Source organism: Cedecea sp. VD22 (assembly GCF_037150195.1).
GTDB lineage: Bacteria > Pseudomonadota > Gammaproteobacteria > Enterobacterales > Enterobacteriaceae > Cedecea.
On sequence record NZ_JBBCPX010000002.1, the window covers coordinates 345505 to 364174 of the forward strand.

An 18670-nucleotide genomic window follows, 5' to 3' on the forward strand; every position below is an offset into this window, starting at 1 on the left:
TAATTTTTAATAGGCTGAAGTTCAATGACACTTAATGCTATCGATTCCATTATCTACTGACATAATTAATCAGCCTCATATCGTTTTCAAGAAAAACATGGCGCTGCTTTAGCTCATTATCCAGACTATCGCCTTGTAGCCCCATGCATACTTTCCAGAAAAACACCATGCAATGTTAAAAATGCATTAACTATCAAATAGTTAAATCTATAAAACAGTAATATATCACAAGATTTTTTCGTCTTGCTGGGTTTTATAAATCGTGGCGCAGGCAATACTGCGTTGGCGAGCAATTTTCATTACACCAGTACTTTTCAGTGATGTGTCAATACCGTACTGATGGCCGTAAAACCTTACCAGATCAGTTATTCCTGGACTGGCACATCATCGATTATGCTCGACACAAGCAAGCACTCTTCGGAGGGAAAACTATAATCAGCGTGAATATATGATTGGTTGACTTTATGTCAGATGCTGGAAAATCAATTTTCTGGAGTATAAACGGCATTATTTATTATAGCGTACTGAATGATATTTTCAGAGGGCAATCCGCTCCTCAGGAAATAGTCCTTCCATGGGCAGAAATGTTCCGGATAAAAGGCTCTCGGGGGCCAGGTAAACGGCAAGACTTCAGTAGCTTGCTCCTCTGCCGCAGGCGACAAAGGAGCAAGGGCAAAAATTACTTCAGGGGTTCGGGCAGCTTAATCACCCAGAAATCGTTTTGTGATTCTGGTTTTTCCAGCGGCTTCAGCTCAATTTTGGTCGCCACTTCCGCGCCGTCTTTCAGCAGGTGACCTTTGCCGTCCACCTGGTAGTCATCGGCGTTCGCCAGCACGGCCTGCAGGCCAAAATCGTTGTCGTTGATCACGGCAATCGTCTGATTATCAATCAGCGCCATGCCTTCGGCTTTTTCCTGCTGCCAGCCCAGCTTGCGCAGGTCGACAACCTCTTTTTTGCTCGCCAGCTTGATGCCGCGCGCCTTCAGTTGCTCAGCATCATCAAACTCCGGGGCTTTTTCTTTATCGAACCCGGCCAGATCGGACGCGCCGTTCAGGTCAACCACGTAGACCAGGTTGCGCATCTGTTTGTTTTTGTCACCGCCTTGCTCAATCAGCAGCAGGCGGTGGTTGTCCAGCGCCACGATATCGCCAATTTTGGCATCTTTGGCTTTTTTATAGACGTCCACGTCGATCGGGTAGCCGTACATTTCGGTTTTACCGGTCGCCGGGTCGAGGCTGACCAGACGCGTGAACTGCGCGCTGTTTTTGGTTTTGCCGTCAATATCCAACGTGCTCTGCACCGCCGCAATAATCCGGCCATCCGGCATGCGGGTGATGCCTTCGAACCCACGGTTAGGCTGGCGCCATTTGACAATATTCGGCAATCCGCTCGCCACGCCCTGTTCACCGTGCTCAGCCTGCGGGCCATATTTTTTCAGGATTTTGCCGTCAGCATCCACATGGATAACGAACGGGCCGTACTCGTCGCACAGCCAGTAACCGCCCTTGCCGTCCGGCGTGATGCCTTCGGTGTCCAGCCCGCGCTGGTCACTCTTCAACTTCTGGAGCGTATCGCTCAGGGCAATTTCATTGGTTGCGCCAATCAGCCCTTCCGGCAGCGGCAGCCCGCTAATCGGCCCCTGCGCATCATGCAGCGGCTTCGCGTCGATAGCTTCGGCTTTACCGTTGCTCACGCGGATGGTCATCAGCAGCGGCGTGAAGTCAGGATTTGCAAAAATCTTGGACTCTTTTTTCCCGGCTTTCGGCGAGTCAGCATTGGGCCCGCGATCCGTCACGGTAGTAAAGATCAGGTCGTCGCCCTGCTTGCCCATAAAGGTCAGGCCCGAGCCAACGCCTACCGGCAGTCCGTGCGGGAAGTTAGCGGCGTATTCACCTTTGTAGGCCACGCTGTCCCCTTGCGGGAACGTGACAACGTAACGGTCAACCTGCGCATCCGCAGCGTGACCAGCCAGAGGGAATACGGTACTGCAAAGTAAGGCAAGTATTTTTAATTTCATGGTTTTTATATATATCGGTGGTTGAGGTACCGGAGTTATAAAATAGCCAGATGACAGTAAGATTACACTTTGTGCTCTAAATTTCCCGCCCGGTAAATATCCCCTTTCAGCTGCCGATAACCCTACAGCCAGCAGTGTTGAATGCTCTTCAGCGCGGCTGGGAAAAGAATATTTCACCGACTTAAGGATTTAGTATGTCAGTCAGGCGTTTTTCGATTTTGGTTTTCAGCACGCTGTTGCTTATTTTTCTCGCCAGCACGGCGTCCAATATTTGGTCCCTTACCCGCAGCAACCATGCCCTCAATGACGTCAACAGCGAAATACGCGTAGTGTTATCCGTCATTGACCCCATTAACCACAGCCGCACGATGCGCGTTCGCGCCATGCAGGCCATTCAGGAGATGGAATCCGGCAACGCCGAGCAGGCTAGTCAGAGCCTGGCTGGGGCAAAAGAAGCGCTGGGTAAAGCAGACACCAGCTTTAAGGCTTACCTTGAAGCGACGAAGCAGTCCGGGGAACAAGCGCTCGCCGATGACTATAAAGCCGCCTGGCTCGCCTATCGTGACGGAGGGCTGCTGCCTCTGTTAGAGGCCGCCCAGGCCAATGACAAAGCCCGCAGCGCGGAACTGGTCACGGGCACCATCCCGGCGCTCGATCGGGGGTTCGAAATCACGCTGGATAAGCTGCTGGCATTCCGGGAGCAACACGCACACCAGCTCAATGCCGAGGCACAGGCAGGTTTTCAGTCGAGTTTTGTCGCCATCGGCCTGTTTGCCGCGCTGTTTATCGCGATTCTTGCCGCCGCGTTTGTTTTGCTGAAAGTTCGCGTCCTCAAAGAGCTGGACACCGCGAAGGCCCACTGCGCTGAAATTGCCAACGGCCTGCTGCACCGTTCCATTGATATCAAATCCAATGATGAAATCGGCCAGATGATGCACAGCCTCGAGCAAATGCGCCTGTCGCTGACCGAAATCATCAGCCAGGTACGCGAGTCCAGCACCACCGTCGGCTATGCATCAGAAGAGATTGCGGCGGGCAATACCGACCTGTCCGCTCGCACCGAAGAGCAGGCGGCGTCGCTGGGTGAAACGGCGGCCAGCATGGAACAATTGACCGTCACGGTTAAACGGACGTCAGAAAGCTCGCATCAGGCCAATACGCTGGCTAACGGTATGCGCGCGGCGGCCAGCGAAGGTCAGCAAATCGTCGACCAGGTCATCGGCTCTATGCGCAATATTGAAACCAGTTCCGGCAAAATCGACAGCATTATTTCCATCATCGAAGACATCGCCTTCCAGACCAATATTCTTGCCCTTAACGCGGCGGTTGAAGCCGCACGAGCCGGGGAACAAGGTCGCGGTTTCGCGGTGGTCGCAGCGGAGGTACGCAATCTCGCCCAACGTTCTTCCGTGGCGGCAAAAGAAATTAAAGAGCTGATAGAGCTGTCCGGCCAGCAGGTCACCAACGGCAGCGAGCTGGTCAACCGGGCCGGGGAAAGCATGAAACGCATCGCTACCTCGATTACCCAGGTCACCACGCTGATGGCTGAGATTGCCGTCTCTACCGATGAGCAGAGCCGCGGCATTGAGCAGATTAATCAGGCCGTGCTGCAAATGGACGTGGTCACCCAGCAAAATGCCGCGCTGGTTGAGCAGGCCTCTGCCGCCGCGCATTCCCTAAAAGATCAGTCGCAACGGCTCAATGAGTCGGTTTCAGTGTTTAAACTCGCCTGATAACCCTGAGGCTACCTCAACGCGCTTTGGGGTAGCCTTTGTTAAGTTTCTGTAGCGATAAAGATTGATCTGCGTCACAGTCTGCCGTTAAATACAGTCTCTTGTTACTAGTCTGTTACTCATCATGATCGTTCGCCCGCATCAACACTGGTTGGCTCGCCTCTTCGTCTGGCACGGCTCAGTGCTGGAAAAGATTTATTCCCGCCTGCTGCTGAATCTGCTGCTTTCTATTAGCGTTATTTTTTTCCTGCCGTGGTACGAAACCCTCGGAATCAAGCTCACCATCGCGCCATTCAGCATTCTCGGCGTGGCTATCGCCATTTTTCTCGGGTTCCGCAACAGCGCCTGCTACGCACGCTTCAACGAAGCGCGTCTGCTGTGGGGCCAGTTGGCCATCACGTCGCGCTCTTTGTTACGCGAGGTGAAAACGCTGGCGGGGGATCAGCCCGAAACGGTGCAGCGGTTTGTGAATTTACAGGTCGCCTTTTGCAACAGCCTGCGCATGACGTTGCGCAAAAAGCCGCAGCAGGAAACGCTTAGTCGTTACCTGAGCCCGCAGGATCTGGCCTGGGTCAGCGCAAGCCATGCGCCGTGTAATCGTATTTTGATGCTGATGGGCAGTTGGCTGAACCAGCAGCGCGAGCAAGGCGTGATTTCCGACGTGCTATGGCGCAGCCTGGACAATCATCTGAACGAACTGTCGGCGGTATCCGGCGGCTGCGAACGCATTATTTCTACGCCGATGCCCTTCGCCTATAGCCTGATTCAGCACCGCACGGTGTATATCTTCTGCATCATGCTGCCGTTTGCTCTGGTGACCGACCTCCACTACATGACGCCGTTTGTTTCCGTGTTTGTGTCGTATACCTTTATTTCCCTCGACTCGCTGGCCGAAGAGCTGGAAGATCCGTTTGGTACCGAGGACAACGACCTGCCGCTGGATGCTATTTGCGTGGCGATTGAGCGTGATTTACGGGATATGAACGATGAGGCGGAGAAGCCAGAGGCGCTGCAGCCGAACAGGCATTATCGGCTGAGCTGATTTTACCCTCAGCCTAACCCTCTCCCTCAAAGGGAGAGGGGATCACTCATGCTCCCCGTCGGCTATTTTCTCCCTTTTCCTTTGGGGAGAGGTGAAAACTCTGTCAAAACGCCACCCCAAACAATCCTGCCAGCTTACGCTTCCCGCTCTCGGACACGTGCAGCTCACGACTGACCAGATCCCGCCGCATCCACCCTTTTTGTTCGCAGGTGTGCAGCAACGCTTTGCCTAGCTGTCCTCCCAGATGTTCGCGTCTTTCACTCCAGTCCAGACAGCCGCAGGCGTAGCGCCGGCGCGAGGCCCCGCTTTCCACGTTTACGCCCAGAAGCAGCAGTTGTTCTTCCCCCCTGGCGGTGACCACATACTCTTCCCCCTCCAGCCAGCGAAGGCGAAATAATGCGTCATGGAGTGCCACGGCGATCTCTCCCGCCATATGGTCATAGCAGGTTCTGGCGTAGCGAAGATTGCCGGGAGTTTTGGTGCGCATAGTCGCGTCATCGCGGCCAACCAGCCCCATTAATCCTTCCAGCGCCCCGGCAATTTGGCTGCTGTGAAGCCGGTAGTAACGATGTCGCCCCTGCTGCACGCAGGCAATCAGCGATTGCTCCATTAACTTTGCCAGATGGCTGCTGGCCGTGGACGGTGCCACATTAGCCATGATGCTCAGTTCGGTTGCCGTCCAGGCCCGGCCATCCATTAACGCGCACAGCATGCTGGCTCGGGTTTTGTCCGCAATGGCGGCGGCAACGGCGGCAAGCCGGGTTTCGAGAAAATCTGTTTCCATATTTCGATGCTCAGCGAAGCGTCCTGTCTGACGATGGATTAGGGTTAGCAGGAGATAACAATAAGGAGCAACCTGATGATCGCCGTAATCTTTGAAGTCCTGCCTGCAGAAGGACACTATAGCCGCTATCTTGAACTGGCGGCAGAGCTAAAACCCCTGCTTGCCGATATTGATGGGTTTATTTCCATTGAACGTTTTCAAAGCCTTAGCGAACCTGGAAAAATCCTGTCGCTTTCGTTCTGGCGCGATGAGGCCGCCGTGCTGCAATGGCGCAATCAGGAATTACACCGCAGCGTTCAGCGCCAGGGCCGCCACTCGGTCTTTAGCGATTACCGGCTTAGGGTGGCGGACGTGATCCGCGATTACGGCATGTTTGAACGTGAACAGGCTCCGCAGGATAGCCGCAACGCACATAAGGAAAACACGAATGAATGATCTCAGCCTGAGCCTTGCCATTGCCGCTACTTTTGTTCTCGCTGGCACCGTCAAGGGCGTCACGGGGATGGGGTTACCTACCGTCGCCATGGGGATTCTGGGGTCATTGATTTCCCCGGTGGCAGCGGCGGGCATGCTGCTTTTACCCTCTTTCCTGACCAATATTTTCCAGCTTTATGAAGGGGGCAACCTGGCGGCATTGCTCCAACGCCTGTGGCCGATGATGCTAACCATTGTGCTGGGTACCCTTGGCAGCAGCAGTTTATTGGCCTCGGGGAGTAGTCATGCAACCACCGTGGCGCTGGGCATTGCCCTGATCGTCTATGCCTTATGGACGTTGTTTGCCAGGCCGCTGCACGTTCCCGCCCGCCACGAGCGCTGGCTCTCGCCGCTGATCGGCCTCCTCACCGGTTTATTGACCGGTGGCACGGGCGTGTTTGTGATCCCCGCCGTGCCCTATATTCAGTCGCTTGGGCTTGAGCGCGATGAACTGGTGCAGGCGCTCGGGCTGTCCTTTACCTTTTCAACCCTTGCACTGGCCGCCGGGCTTTGGTGGCACGGCGCGCTGCAGGAAATAGCCATTAGCACGTCCGTCATGGCGGTTGTCGCCGCGCTTATCGGCCTGTTTGCAGGCCAGCGTATCCGCAGGCGCATCAGCCCATTAGCCTTCAAGCGCGGCTTCCTGATCTGCCTCGTTCTGCTTGGCGGTGATATGGTGCTCCGCGCGCTGATTTAGGCGAAAGGCAAACCTTCATCTTCCCAGCCGGTGATGCCGCCGGGCATCACCTTCACTAGCCTGCCGAGCTGCGCCAGTTTCAGGGCCGCCCGGTCGGCACCGTTGCAGTGCGGCCCGGCGCAGTACACCACAAACAGCGTGTCCTCGGGCCATTCGGCCATGCGGGATTCGGTGATCAGCCGATGGGGTAAATGAATAGCCCCCGGCAGGTGCCGTCGGGCAAATGTTTCACCAGAACCCACCACGTGCAGCAGCACAAAATCTGGATCGCCGCTCTGGATCGCCGCGTTGACGTCGGCACAGTCGGTTTCAAGCGACAGTTTGTGCAGGTAATGCGCGGCGACGGTTTCTGAGGCTGCCGCAGGGCGGTCAGTCACGTAGCTCATGTTTATCTCCTTTTGGTTTGAGCTTTGATTCTGACGCCGCGACGGAGGCTTGACAGCTGACACGAATGACGATTAGCGTAAATATCATGACAAAATTAGCCCCCCTGCCTAAAAACCCTCTTGTCGTCACGCTGGCTTACGACGGCCTTTGCACGTTCGAATTCGGCGTTGCCGTGGAAATTTTCGGCCTGCCTCGCCCCGAGTTGGGTGAGAATTGGTATCGCTTTACTGTCGCCGGCATTGAGCCCGGCGAGCTGCGGGCGATGGGCGGTATTCGCCTGGTGGTGGATGGCGGGCTGGATTTGCTGGCTGAAGCCAGTTTGATCGTGGTTCCTGGCTGGCGCGGGATCGATAAATCCGTGCCAGAGTCACTTATTGCGGCATTGCGGGCGGCACATGCGCGCGGTGCACGCCTGATGTCCATTTGCTCCGGCGTGTTTGTGCTGGCGGCAACTGGTCTGCTTGATGGCCAGCGGGCAACCACCCACTGGCGCTACACGGAAGCGCTGCAGGCGCGTTACCCGGCGATCGAAGTGATCCCGGACGTGCTTTATCTGGATAACGGGGATGTTTTGACCTCGGCGGGCAGCGCGGCGGGCATCGACCTCGCCCTGCATCTGGTGCGCCGGGATTTTGGTGCCGCAGCGGCCAACAGCGTTGCCCGGCGCTTAGTCGTGCAGCCTCATCGCGAGGGCGGCCAGGCGCAGTTTATCGAACAAGCAGTCCCCGTAGAGTACGAAGGAGAGCGGTTTGCGCCGCTGTTTGATCACCTGCAGCGCCATTTAAGCGAGCGGCACTCCGTGGCAAGCCTGGCCGCCTATGTCGGCATGAGCCCGAGAACTTTTTTACGCCGCTTCGAAGCCGCGACGGGCCTCACGCCCGCCGCCTGGCTGCTGCAAACCCGCCTTAAACGCTGCCGGGAGCTGCTGGAAAACAGCACGCTGCCGATAGAGCATATTGCCGAACAGACGGGATTTGGCTCAGCGGCGACGCTGCGTCATCATTTCCGGAAACATCTTCGAACGTCTCCCGCCACATACAGAAACGCATTTACTTCACAAAACGAATAATTTACCTGCGGTTAGGGATTGTTTAAGTTGTGTACGGTATGATAGCTCCACTCATCTGAGTAAACCCTTTTTTATCACGCGAGGTATTTCTATAGAAATGCAGTAATCTGGAGGATTAACTATGTTAGGGAACATGAACGTATTTATGGCAGTACTGGGATTCATCTTATTTTCCGGTTTTCTTGCTGCCTGGTTTAGCCACAAATGGGATGACTAATGAACGGTGACCTTCCCCCACCTACGACGCCTCTCGCGAAATAAACTTTCCGGGAGGCGTTTTCATTTCTGCTCCATTGCGGTGGAGGATTTGCTAACAAAAAAATACAGCGCGTAATGAGTAAATCGGCACAATTTGTTGTCTTCCTATACGGAATCAACAAAAGCAGACTGGATTCACTCTGGAGAATTTATGCGCAAGTCAACAAAAGTAGCGGTATTAACAGCGGTATGGCTCGCGGGCGCGCTGCCCTCTCTGGCCTTTGCCTATTCAGGTGATAAGCAGCTAAAGGCGACGGCACCGGGCACGTCGGCACAGTCCTATGAACTGAAAGAATTCTCCTCAGATTTCAAAATGTACAAGATCGGCGACATTGCGCCCGACATCTACCGGACCGAACCCTATAACATCAAAAGCTGGCAGCTTCGCCATCTCCCTGCGCCACAGGCCGGTAGCCACTGGACCTACATGGGCGGCAATTATGTCTTAATTACCGACGCCGAAGGAAAGATCCTTCAGGCAATGGCTGGCGATATATTTTATCAGCACTAAGGATAATCCAACCCTGAGGCTGGATATCCTTAACACCGAAAGGGTTTAATTTAATAAATTTCTCAGGGGATCGATTTCAGTATATTGATTGTCGATCTCCAGTAACCCCGCAATATCCAGTACCTGCCTGTACTCATCAGGGCTAATACGCACCTGATAATTTGCGATATGTCCACACAGCGTTTCAAAAGCCAGTACATTTTCTGAGAAGTCGATATATTCCAGCGCGAAGTCAATGAGTGACGAATCGAGCCGATTTTTAAGAGCCTCACCAAAGGTTTTGATTTTTTCGTTGATATCCATATTGACCACGTAAAGTTAATTGTTATTTGCGTGCCATCATTGGGAATGGGAAACGGCATCCTGCCGAAATACATCCCTATGGATATCGGATTGCGGGGAAATTTCTTGAGGGGCGTGCGTAATACTTATTTCAGATAACGATCCGACACTAACTTTTCGCCAACCATTTCGCGTAATGATCGGGCCATTTCACTGTCGGTGTGCCAGGTTTGCCCATGCCGAAACCGTGGCCGCCGCTGCTGTAGCGGTGCATTTCTACCGGCACATGCTGCTGCTCACAGGCCGCGGCCATAATTAACGTATTCTGCGGGTCGGAAATTGGGTCGTCTTCGGCCTGGACCAGGAAAAACGGCGGCGAATGCGGGGTAACATAATTCTGCACGGACCAGGCGGCGTTCTCGGCTGATGAAGCATCTTTGCCGACCAGAATTTTATGCGTAGAGGTGTGCTCATAAGGTTTTTCCAGCGTAATGACCGGATAAATTAACGCCGCCCGATCGGCAAAGGCGGGTTTATCGTCTAAACGATCCTGCTTTGGATACGAGCGGTAATCGGGTCGCGTGGCGGCCAGGCCAAGCAGATGCCCACCGGCGGAAAAGCCCAGCACGCTGACGTTATGTTCACGATCGCGCACGATTCTTAACGCGCGCTGCGCGTCCTGCAAGGCAACCAGATTGCCATCAGTCCATCCTTCCGACGGCAAACGGTAGCTCAGCACATACGCGGTATATCCCCGCGCCACCAGCCATTCCGCCGCGGGCCAGGCTTCTGACCCCATTTCAATGCGCTTATAGCCCCCGCCCGCCGCCACCAGCACGGCCTGGCCATTAGGTGATTCGGGTTCAATCACGGTCAGAATCGGGAGCACAATATTGCTCTGCGCCCCGCGCGCCGACGTCTGAATACTCCCTGTCGGCCCACCACCGCCCGGTGGCGTGCCTTTCCACAGCGGAATAGCCGAACGCTTCACGCCTGATGCAGCAAACGAGATGCCCGCTTTAGCCGCGAGCAATCCGGCGGTAACACAGGTAATAAAATGGCGACGATCCATAGTAAACTCCTGACAATACAGGTTAATCACTATGCCAAAAGAGTGTGTCTAAAGTCATATTCTAAACCAGCAATACGTAACCAGCCGTTTCGCTTGAGTTAATTATGGAGAAAAACCGCCTGGTGGAAATCATTCTGTCCACTTTACTCATCGCAAAATAAAAACCAATTCATCATACAATTTGATTTTGATTAATGAATCCTGCCGCGTATCGGCCTTAAATAGGCTCCGGTTAAACTGTTTCATTCGTTAAGAGGAGTGCTCAACATGATGATGACCTGGGACCGCAACAGGAATGCCATTACCACCGGCAGCCGCGTTTTGATTAACGGCACAGGCAGAACCGGGCTGATTAAAGCCATTCACGGTGAAGGTAAAAATGCCGAGCAAATTCGCCGCAGCAAATGCGTGGAAGTGGAAGGTTGTGAAGGGCAATTTGAACCGACGGAATTATTCCGCCTGGGCTTACACTGATAGCTAAAAGTTACCCGGCCTGCCGCCGGGTAACGGATGCTATTTACGCAGTGCCCTGACCTGCGAAAAACCGTGCTCAAACACGCTGTCAGCGGCACAGATGATCACGATAACGTCGCCACCGGATGCTTCCTCCAGCAAACGCGCCAGCTCGGCGTCCAGCTCCCGGTTCATTTTCGGCATCGCCATGTGCATTTCCCCCGGATAATCCTCATCCTCGTCAGGCGGCATGTCTTCGATGCGGCTGCCCTTCACCACATAAATCAGCAGATCATTGTCGTTATGGGTGAGCTCTAGTCTCAAATATTTGCCAACCGGATGTTTAGCCATGCGTTACCTTCAATAGCGTATAAAATAATTTGTCGGCAATGTTAGCAAAGCAACGAGGATAAAACGATGCAGGACTGGAACCCCACGCTCTATTTGCAGTTTGAAGCTGAACGTACCCGCCCGGCCGCTGAGTTGGTTGCCCGAATTAACCACCCTGGCGCAAACACCTTTACCGATTTGGGCTGCGGCCCCGGCAACTCCACGGCGCTGCTGCGTAATCTGGCGCCAGAAGCTTCGATTACCGGGCTGGATAACTCTCCCGCGATGCTCGCCAAAGCCGGTGCCGCACTGCCAGACTGCCGCTTTGAAGAGGCGGATATCGCCACCTGGCAGCCCGCCGTGAAACAGGATGTGATTTTCGCCAACGCTTCGCTGCAGTGGATAGCCAACCATAAGCAGGTCTTCCCACACCTGGCGGCACAGCTGGCAGACGGCGGCGTGCTGGCGGTGCAAATGCCCGATAACTGGCAGGAGCCCACGCATACATTAATGCGCCAGGTTGCCGACGAACTGGGGATCTCGCGCTCGAGCCGCGAAGCCTTGCTAACGGCTCAGGAATATTACGATCTGCTGGCCGAAAGCGGCTGCACGGTGGATATCTGGCGCACGACGTATTTCCACGTTATGCCGTCCGCCCGCGCCATCATTGAATGGTTAAGCTCGACCGGCCTGCGCCCTTACCTGCACGGGCTGGACGCCATTCAGCAGGAGGCGTTTCTTGAGCGCTATCACCAGTTGCTGCAGCGCGCCTACCGCAAGCAGCATGACGGCAACGTGCTGATGCCGTTCCCCCGCCTGTTTATTGTGGCGCGGAAAACGGCCTAGAATGAAGTGCCCTGTTGACGCAGGGCATCAATGTCCTGCAGCGGCGACGCGCCAAATGCCCGGCGATACTCCCGGTTAAACTGGGAGGGGGAATCATAGCCCACCTTCCAGGCGACGCTGGCCACATCGCCTTCGCAGCTCAATAAACGCCGGCGGGCCTCCAGCAGGCGAAGCTGTTTTTGGTACTGCAGTGGGCTCATGATCGTCAGAGCTTTGAAGCGGTGATGCAGGCTGGAAGCGCTCATGCCGACGCGCTTCGCCAGCTCATCAATGACCAGCGGCTCGGCATAATTCTGTTTGATCCAGTTAATGGCTTCCCCCACGCCTTTGCCCTGCGCCCAGCCCAGCGCCTGTTTCCAGAATGAAGCCCCGGCGGGAGCGATGACCAGCCGGTAGAGAATTTCTTGCTTGATGAGCGGCGCGAGGGCATGCAGATGCTGCGGGCTGTCCAGCAGCGTGACCAGGCGCAGAAAAGCGCCCTGGAGCTCTTCTTCCGCGGCGGCGACCCAGGCCCCGGTTTTCTCCCCGTTGCCGTCCGGCAGCACCACGTTCATGTTCATGATCAGGTCGGCAATTTCTTTCCCGTCAAGGTCGATGCGCACGCCGTAGTAAGGCTCGGCTTCGCTGGCGCGGGTCACCTGCCCGAACACCGGCATATCCACGGCTGCCAGCGAATAGCTGCCGGGACCGTACTCCGTGACGTTGTCACCGATAAGCATTTTTTTGCTGCCCTGCAGCACCATGCACATGGACGGAGAAAGCATCCCGCGATTGAGCAGCGTCGGCTGTTCGATGCGAATAAAGCTGAGCCACGGCAGCGCGCAGCTCAGCTCCTTCACCCCGCCGCCGCTCGCCGGGTAACGACGGGCGACACGCTGGTGCAGTTCGTCAATAATGCGGCCCGAAGGCCGCTCGGTTGGTTGCATATTACTGCCCCATGATGGCTTTGGGTTCAAGATACGCTTCCAGCCCGTAAGTGCCAAATTCGCGGCCAAGACCGGACTGTTTAAAACCGCCGAACGGCGCGAGCGGTTCGTCATAAACGCCGTTGACGAACACACGCCCCGCGATAAGCTGCCGGGCAACGGCCGCCGTGCGCACTGTATCTTTCCCGCTAACGTAGGCCTGCAGGCCATAAACCGTATCATTGGCGATCTGCACTGCTTCGGCGTCATCGCGGTAGGTAATCACCGACAGCACCGGGCCAAAAATTTCCTGTTGGGCAATGGTCATGTCGTTGCGCACGTTCACAAACACCGTCGGTTTCACAAAGTAACCGCTGGCCAGCCCCTCGGGACGCCCTTCTCCGCCGCAAAGCAGCTCCGCCCCTTCGGCAATCCCGCTACGAATATACTCCTGCACGCGCTGGTACTGCCGGGCGGTCACGGCGGCCCCGATGTTGGTTTTCGGATCCCGCGGGTTGCCTGGTACCAGAATAGCCAGATGTTTGAGAATTTGCGCTTTGACCTCGGCCAGCCTGCTTTCTGGCACCAGCAGGCGAGTCCCTGCGATACAGGCCTGGCCGCTGTTCCAGCTCATGACCTGCAGCGCCAGCGGAATAGCGGTATCGAGATCGGCATCGTCCAGCAGCACGTTGGCAGACTTGCCGCCCAGTTCAAGGGTGACGCGCTTCATGGTTGCCGCCCCGTCACGGGCAATCGTTTTGCCCACCGCCGTTGAGCCAGTGAACGAGATTTTAGCCACGTCCGGGTGGCGCGTGATTTCCGCACCAACCACATTGCCCAGGCCGGTGACGATATTAATCACGCCGTCGGGCAGCCCGGCGGCATGCAGGCATTCCGTGATGATCTCCGTTTGACGGGCGCTGAGCTCGCTGGGCTTGATAACCGCTGTGCTGCCGGAGGCAATCACCATCGACAGTTTGCCAGCGATAAAGCCGTAGTTAGCGTTCCAGGGGGTAATGAGCCCCACCACGCCCAGCGGCTCCATGACCACTTTCGCCATCCCCGCCTGAGATTCAAAAGAGTAGTCTTTCAGCAGATCGATTGCCTGGAGGAAGCTGTTGTACGAGCGAGCCACGGTGCTTTGGGCAAAAGCTATCGGGCAGCCGTATTCATCCACCATAGTTTCCACCAGCTCGTCTTCACGCGCTTTCACGGCGTCGTGCAGCAGCTGCAGCCAAATCATTCTTTGTTCGCGGCTGGAAAGGCGCATTTGCGGAAATGCGGCTTTTGCCGCAGCAATGGCGAGGCGGGTGTCTTCTTCGTCTGCCAGGCGAACCTGAGCGACAGGTTGTTCGCTGACGGGATGAATTAAGGTCAGCACCTCAGTGCCGTGGGGCGTGACGTGCTGACCGTTAATATAGAGGGTGTCGATGGTTTTCATTTATTGCGCTCCAGGGGGTTGTGTCTGACGACTTAAAGTGTCGTCGAACACGGCCGTTTTCCTGTAGCGCAATCCTGTTTGATGCTTGCACAATCCTGCAAATCAGGACTGCTTTTTCATCTCTCTGCTGGCCACGTTCTGAAAGCGTTTGGCGCGCAGCCAGTCGTAGCACCAGTTATAAGCCACGGTGTACGGCAGGAAGAACAGGAAGAAACCAATCTCTACCATCAGCGCCTGCAGCAGCGTGACATTCAGCATCCAGGCGGCAAGCGGCAGGCCAATCAGAATAAAGCCCCCTTCGAAGCCCAGCGCGTGCGCAACGCGCAAGCCCATACCACGCTTGAGTGACGGCGGGTAAAATTTATCAAACCCGGCGTTGTAAATAATGTTCCAGACCATCGCGACGGTGGACAGCATGATAGCCAGCGCACCCATCTGGAAAAGCGGTTTGTTCATTAGCCAGGCGGCGGTTGGCGCACAGATACCGATGGCGATAGCCTCGAAGCCGACGGCATGCACAATGCGCTCAGACAGGCTTCTGTTGTTTTGCGATTTCATTTTGATGACTCCTTTTTCACAAGGTCGCCATTATCATCGCAATTATTGATATAATATAGCTAACAGCCATCGATAAAAGCGATAGTTTATGCGTTACTCCCCGGAATCACTGGAAGCCTTTTTACAGGCCGTTGAAACGGGTTCTTTTTCCGCCGCCGCACGCAAGCTGAAAAAGAGCCAGTCCACCATCAGCAGCGCTATTGCCAACCTGGAAGCTGACCTTGGCGTGACGCTGTTCGATCGCCACGCCAGGCAGCCCACGCTTACCCCGCACGGGCAGCGCGTTTTGCCCTATGTACAGGCTATTTTTGCCGCCAGCGAGCGGCTGGATGAAGTTTCCGTCAGGCTGGCGGACAACGTCGAGCCGCGCCTGACGTTTGTGCTTTCCGACATGTGGCAAACCGCCCACCACGAATCCATCCTGCAGCAGTTTTCCGAGCGTTACCCGGACATCGAATTTGAATGCATTATTGCTGAGGATGAAGACGTGATTGATAGTCTGCAGATTGGCCGCGCCCACGTCGGCGTCCTGCGGGTTCAGGAGAGTTACCCGCCGGATATCACCGTCGCCCGCCTTCAGGTCGGCGCAGAAATGACCATTTTTATTCATCGCGATCACCCGCTGGCGAAGCAGACAGAGGTGCGGATGGATGAGCTACATACCGTGCGGCAACTGGTGCTTAAAACCTTTGTGCGCCCCGGTAAGGTCGCCGCACGCGGCCCTATCTGGTCGTCCCCATCTTTACTGCTGCTGCTTGAGATGGCGGAACAGGGTTTTGGCTGGGGAATATTGCCGAGCTGGCTGGTTAACCAGTTTGGGCACGGCGTGCTTAAGCCGCTGAAGGTGGAAGGCTGGCCGCAAAATCTTGAGGTGGATGTCGCCTGGTCGAACAAAACGCCGCCCGGCCCGGCTGGCCGCTGGTTGATCGACCGACTACGCGAGCGGCGGTAATAACTCGGCACACACTTGCGGTTGTCACCCGCACGGCTTTCAGGTTAAAAAACGTTATTCCACCAACAGGATCCCGTAAATGAGCGTTATCACTCCCCTTTTTGCTATTACCGCCACCATCGCGCTGGGCGCCATGAGCCCCGGCCCAAGCTTTGTTTATGTCGCTCAAAATGCCGTAGCGCGTTCACGCGCGCATGGGCTGGTGACCGCGCTGGGAACCGGCGTCGGGGCGGCGGCATTTTCGCTGATGGCGCTGCTGGGTTTACAGGCTTTTCTGCTGGCGGTGCCGGTGGCCTATACCGGGATCAAGATAGCCGGCGGGCTTTATCTGCTGTGGCTGGCTTATAAGATAATCAAACACTCTCGCGAGCCGCTGCACGTGGGCGCCGTGGGAAAAAGCGATAAAAGCATGATAGCCACCTTCCGTGACGGGCTGTTCACCCAGTTGAGCAACCCAAAAACCGCCGTCGTGTTTGCCAGTATTTTTACCGCGCTGCTGCCGCGCGAGATCCCGGCATTCTACTACGTCGTGCTGCCGGTGCTGTGCTTTGTGATTGATGCGGGATGGTATTCGATTGTCACGCTGGTGCTCTCTTCCGAGAAACCGCGCAATGCCTACCTGCGTTTTAAAACTGTGATTGACCGCTTAGCGGGCGGCGTGATGGGGATTTTGGGGCTGAAGCTGATTTTCTTCTCACGCTAAAAAACAGAAAGCCACCGCAAGCGGTGGCTCAGACAGAGTGGGATCAGTGAATCCCCAACCGGTGCGCATGGAAAATCTCTTCACGCAGTTCGAGGTGGGTTAAACCCAGCAGATCGGCAAACTCCAGCTTGAGCTGCTGCAGGCGGATCAGGAATTGCGCGGGGGTTAACTGCTCTTGTTCACGACGAAGAAATTCAAACGCTAAGGTGGTTGGGGTTATCTCGGTGTCCATGGTAATCCTCTGTTGGGTTGTGAAATCGACAGTATTGTACCACCAACGCGCTGTTCAAAAAACAGCCAGAGCAGGATTTCTGGCGCTTAACTTTTATAACAACATCAGGACTGAAACATGTTTTCTAAGCATTATGAAGTGGATGAAAGCCATATTGATTTTCAGGGCGTAGTCGACGGCCTGTACTATCCGTTTTACATGGAGTGGACGCGCCACGCCTACATGCGCGAGGCGCTCGGTATTGATATCGAGGAAGAGTTCCGCCAGGGCAAACTCTATATGGTACTGGAATACTCCCTGCGCTTTCGTAAGAGCCTGCAGAAAGGCGACAACGTTGAGGTCACCTGCCAGCTTGAGCGCAACGAAAAACGCAACCGCGTGAACTTCGCGCAGCAGATCAAAGTTGATGGCGTGGTTTATGCCGAAGCGACGTTTGTCGCCACCTGCCTGGCCAATGGCCGCCCTTCCATGCCGGAAGCCGTACTGAACGCACTGGAACAGCTTTAAGATCGATTAGCGAAGGGCAACCGTGCTCTTCGCTAGCCTTCCTCCAGCGCCTGGAGGATGTAATCTGTTCTCCACTCCACGCTCCCCTCCGGCAACACGATTATCCGATACCCCAGCTTGCCGTAAGTGTCAGCCATGATTGCAGCCGTCTGCACCGCCTCTTCCCAGCTCTGCTTTCTTTCTGCATCCCCGGCATAAATAGCCTTCCAGGGCGGTGCCAGGAAAATATCAGAATGGTAGGGAAACCGTCTAACGGCTTCCAACAGATGATCGGGAATGGGCAACTGCATCAGGGTGAGATAACCCAGGATGTCCGGCACGCCGCGATCGTAAAAACAATAAGTCTGTTTTTCGTCTGCGCCATACCAGGAGCGCATTTCCCACCCAAGCATCTGCTCAGCAAATGCCGCAGGATCCTGCCAGGGTAAGGCGTGCCCGCCAATTTGCTGCTGGTGCTGAATAATGCTCCTCCCGGCCTCCGGCTGACAATCAAAACCCCGGCGCCTGAGCTCATTAATGAGGGTACTTTTCCCGGAACCTGGCCCGCCGGTAAGCACCACACGTTTCACCTGAATATTGTTCATAAACCTCCCAAACATTATTTTCTTTACTGATTTATGGTGATTCCACGCCCTCGTTCCTGCTACCCTCTGGCAAAAAAGTGAATAAGACTTAGGAGCACCCGCATGCAAGAATTTATCCGGCCGGTTTTGAACCTGCCTAACAACGAGAAGAAACTGCTGCTGCACTCCTGCTGCGCCCCCTGCTCGGGTGAAGTCATGGAGGCCATACACGCGTCCGGTATCGAATACACCGTGTTCTTCTACAACCCAAACATTCACCCGCAGAAAGAGTATTTACTGCGCAAGGATGAAAACATTCGCTTTGCGGAACAGCACGGCGTGCCGTTTGTGGATGCGGATTACGATACCGATAATTGGTTTGAGCGTGCGAAAGGGATGGAGTGGGAGCCGGAGCGTGGAGTGAGATGCACCATGTGCTTTGATATGCGTTTCGAGCGTACCGCACTTTACGCCCATGAGCACGGATTTAATGTCATCAGCAGTTCGCTAGGGATTTCCCGCTGGAAAAACATGCAGCAGATTAACGACTGCGGGCACCGCGCCGCCGCGCCTTATGAAGGCATGAGCTATTGGGATTACAACTGGCGCAAACAGGGTGGCTCCGCTCGCATGATTGAAATCAGCAAGCGCGAACAGTTCTACCAGCAGGAATACTGCGGCTGCGTCTATTCCCTGCGCGACACCAACCTGCACCGGAAAGCCAATAACCGGCCGATGATTAAAATCGGCAAGCTGTTCTACGGCAAGGACGACGAGTCATCTCAGGCTTAACCCACTGAATGGTTGACACATTTTTGCATTAATTAACGGTTGCCCGTAGTAAGGGCAGCTGT

24 protein-coding genes are annotated in these 18670 nt (G+C 55.2%); 13 read left to right on the plus strand and 11 right to left on the minus strand.

Annotated elements, in window-relative coordinates; genetic code table 11:
• Positions 1-679 precede the first annotated feature (679 nt).
• Positions 680-2017 (minus strand): esterase-like activity of phytase family protein, encoded by a 1338-nt coding sequence (locus WFK85_RS07685; protein WP_336707016.1) that lies wholly within the window; start codon positions 2015-2017, stop codon positions 680-682.
• A 194-nt stretch (positions 2018-2211) separates the two neighbouring features.
• Here WFK85_RS07685 and WFK85_RS07690 point away from each other — a divergent pair, with 194 nt between their 5' ends.
• Entirely contained in the window at positions 2212-3750 is a 1539-nt protein-coding gene (locus WFK85_RS07690) for a methyl-accepting chemotaxis protein (protein ID WP_336707015.1), read from the plus strand.
• Between the two features lie 124 nt (positions 3751-3874).
• Positions 3875-4792, plus strand: a complete 918-nt coding sequence (locus WFK85_RS07695; protein ID WP_336707014.1) for a bestrophin family protein — start codon at positions 3875-3877, stop codon at positions 4790-4792.
• Positions 4793-4895: 103 nt separating this feature from the next.
• Here the strand turns inward: WFK85_RS07695 and WFK85_RS07700 are convergent, their stop codons facing one another.
• Entirely contained in the window at positions 4896-5576 is a 681-nt protein-coding gene (locus WFK85_RS07700; RefSeq protein WP_008459096.1) for an ArsR/SmtB family transcription factor, read from the minus strand.
• 75 nt (positions 5577-5651) lie between these two features.
• Between WFK85_RS07700 and WFK85_RS07705 the strand changes: the two genes are divergently transcribed.
• Positions 5652-6011: an antibiotic biosynthesis monooxygenase gene (locus tag WFK85_RS07705; RefSeq protein WP_166992655.1), complete on the plus strand. Its 360-nt coding sequence runs from the start codon at positions 5652-5654 to the stop codon at positions 6009-6011.
• Positions 6004-6747 carry a sulfite exporter TauE/SafE family protein gene (locus tag WFK85_RS07710; RefSeq protein WP_166992658.1) on the plus strand — a complete coding sequence of 248 codons (744 nt, stop codon included), beginning with the start codon at positions 6004-6006 and terminating at the stop codon, positions 6745-6747. Before WFK85_RS07705 ends, WFK85_RS07710 begins: the two co-directional genes overlap by 8 nt.
• Here the strand turns inward: WFK85_RS07710 and WFK85_RS07715 are convergent.
• Positions 6744-7133, minus strand: a complete 390-nt coding sequence (locus tag WFK85_RS07715) for a rhodanese-like domain-containing protein (protein ID WP_336709574.1) — start codon at positions 7131-7133, stop codon at positions 6744-6746. The genes WFK85_RS07710 and WFK85_RS07715 overlap by 4 nt on opposite strands.
• A gap of 65 nt (positions 7134-7198) precedes the next feature.
• On the opposite strand from WFK85_RS07715, the gene ftrA reads away from it, so the two are divergent.
• The 3 genes from ftrA (at position 7199) to WFK85_RS07730 (ending at position 8972) form a co-directional block, all read left to right on the plus strand.
• Positions 7199-8203 (plus strand): transcriptional regulator FtrA, encoded by a 1005-nt coding sequence (gene ftrA / locus WFK85_RS07720; RefSeq protein ID WP_442892171.1) that lies wholly within the window; start codon positions 7199-7201, stop codon positions 8201-8203.
• Positions 8204-8324: 121 nt separating this feature from the next.
• Entirely contained in the window at positions 8325-8420 is a 96-nt protein-coding gene (gene mgtS, locus WFK85_RS07725; protein WP_008459108.1) for a protein MgtS, read from the plus strand.
• A gap of 192 nt (positions 8421-8612) precedes the next feature.
• Positions 8613-8972 (plus strand): RcnB family protein, encoded by a 360-nt coding sequence (locus tag WFK85_RS07730; RefSeq protein ID WP_008459111.1) that lies wholly within the window; start codon positions 8613-8615, stop codon positions 8970-8972.
• Positions 8973-9017: 45 nt separating this feature from the next.
• On the opposite strand, the gene WFK85_RS07735 is transcribed toward WFK85_RS07730, so the two are convergent.
• Positions 9018-9275: a MafI family immunity protein gene (locus WFK85_RS07735; RefSeq protein WP_008459113.1), complete on the minus strand. Its 258-nt coding sequence runs from the start codon at positions 9273-9275 to the stop codon at positions 9018-9020.
• Between the two features lie 148 nt (positions 9276-9423).
• On the minus strand, positions 9424-10326 hold the full coding sequence (locus WFK85_RS07740; RefSeq protein ID WP_336709578.1) for an alpha/beta hydrolase: 903 nt from the start codon (positions 10324-10326) through the stop codon (positions 9424-9426).
• A gap of 270 nt (positions 10327-10596) precedes the next feature.
• Here WFK85_RS07740 and ydfZ point away from each other — a divergent pair, with 270 nt between their 5' ends.
• Positions 10597-10800: a putative selenium delivery protein YdfZ gene (ydfZ, locus tag WFK85_RS07745; protein ID WP_336709609.1), complete on the plus strand. Its 204-nt coding sequence runs from the start codon at positions 10597-10599 to the stop codon at positions 10798-10800.
• Between the two features lie 39 nt (positions 10801-10839).
• On the opposite strand, the gene WFK85_RS07750 is transcribed toward ydfZ, so the two are convergent.
• A complete protein-coding gene (locus WFK85_RS07750) occupies positions 10840-11130 on the minus strand; it encodes a hypothetical protein (protein WP_166992670.1) in 291 nt (96 codons plus the stop codon).
• Between the two features lie 66 nt (positions 11131-11196).
• Between WFK85_RS07750 and tam the strand changes: the two genes are divergently transcribed.
• Entirely contained in the window at positions 11197-11955 is a 759-nt protein-coding gene (gene tam / locus WFK85_RS07755) for a trans-aconitate 2-methyltransferase (protein WP_166992673.1), read from the plus strand.
• Here the strand turns inward: tam and WFK85_RS07760 are convergent.
• From WFK85_RS07760 to WFK85_RS07770, 3 genes are all read right to left on the minus strand, one after another.
• Positions 11952-12881, minus strand: a complete 930-nt coding sequence (locus WFK85_RS07760; protein ID WP_336709580.1) for an AraC family transcriptional regulator — start codon at positions 12879-12881, stop codon at positions 11952-11954. The two genes, tam and WFK85_RS07760, sit on opposite strands and share 4 nt — an antisense overlap.
• Before the next feature lies 1 nt (position 12882).
• On the minus strand, positions 12883-14301 hold the full coding sequence (locus WFK85_RS07765) for an aldehyde dehydrogenase family protein (protein ID WP_336709582.1): 1419 nt from the start codon (positions 14299-14301) through the stop codon (positions 12883-12885).
• 102 nt (positions 14302-14403) lie between these two features.
• Positions 14404-14859: a multidrug/biocide efflux PACE transporter gene (locus tag WFK85_RS07770; RefSeq protein WP_166864233.1), complete on the minus strand. Its 456-nt coding sequence runs from the start codon at positions 14857-14859 to the stop codon at positions 14404-14406.
• Positions 14860-14947: 88 nt separating this feature from the next.
• Between WFK85_RS07770 and WFK85_RS07775 the strand changes: the two genes are divergently transcribed.
• Together WFK85_RS07775 and WFK85_RS07780 are read left to right on the plus strand one after the other, a co-directional pair.
• A complete protein-coding gene (locus tag WFK85_RS07775) occupies positions 14948-15811 on the plus strand; it encodes a LysR substrate-binding domain-containing protein (protein WP_166992682.1) in 864 nt (287 codons plus the stop codon).
• A 79-nt stretch (positions 15812-15890) separates the two neighbouring features.
• Complete coding sequence (locus WFK85_RS07780) at positions 15891-16514, plus strand: LysE family translocator (protein WP_008459129.1); 624 nt, start codon at positions 15891-15893, stop codon at positions 16512-16514.
• A 43-nt stretch (positions 16515-16557) separates the two neighbouring features.
• Here WFK85_RS07780 and WFK85_RS07785 read toward each other — a convergent pair whose 3' ends face one another.
• The gene (locus WFK85_RS07785) at positions 16558-16746 is read right to left on the minus strand and encodes a YdiH family protein (RefSeq protein ID WP_008459131.1); all 189 of its coding nucleotides are present in this window, start codon (positions 16744-16746) and stop codon (positions 16558-16560) included.
• Between the two features lie 117 nt (positions 16747-16863).
• Here WFK85_RS07785 and WFK85_RS07790 point away from each other — a divergent pair, with 117 nt between their 5' ends.
• The gene (locus tag WFK85_RS07790) at positions 16864-17253 is read left to right on the plus strand and encodes an acyl-CoA thioesterase (protein WP_008459134.1); all 390 of its coding nucleotides are present in this window, start codon (positions 16864-16866) and stop codon (positions 17251-17253) included.
• Between the two features lie 32 nt (positions 17254-17285).
• On the opposite strand, the gene WFK85_RS07795 is transcribed toward WFK85_RS07790, so the two are convergent.
• Entirely contained in the window at positions 17286-17837 is a 552-nt protein-coding gene (locus tag WFK85_RS07795) for an AAA family ATPase (protein WP_166992685.1), read from the minus strand.
• 102 nt (positions 17838-17939) lie between these two features.
• Between WFK85_RS07795 and WFK85_RS07800 the strand changes: the two genes are divergently transcribed.
• Positions 17940-18608 (plus strand): epoxyqueuosine reductase QueH, encoded by a 669-nt coding sequence (locus WFK85_RS07800; RefSeq protein WP_008459139.1) that lies wholly within the window; start codon positions 17940-17942, stop codon positions 18606-18608.
• Positions 18609-18670 lie beyond the last annotated feature (62 nt).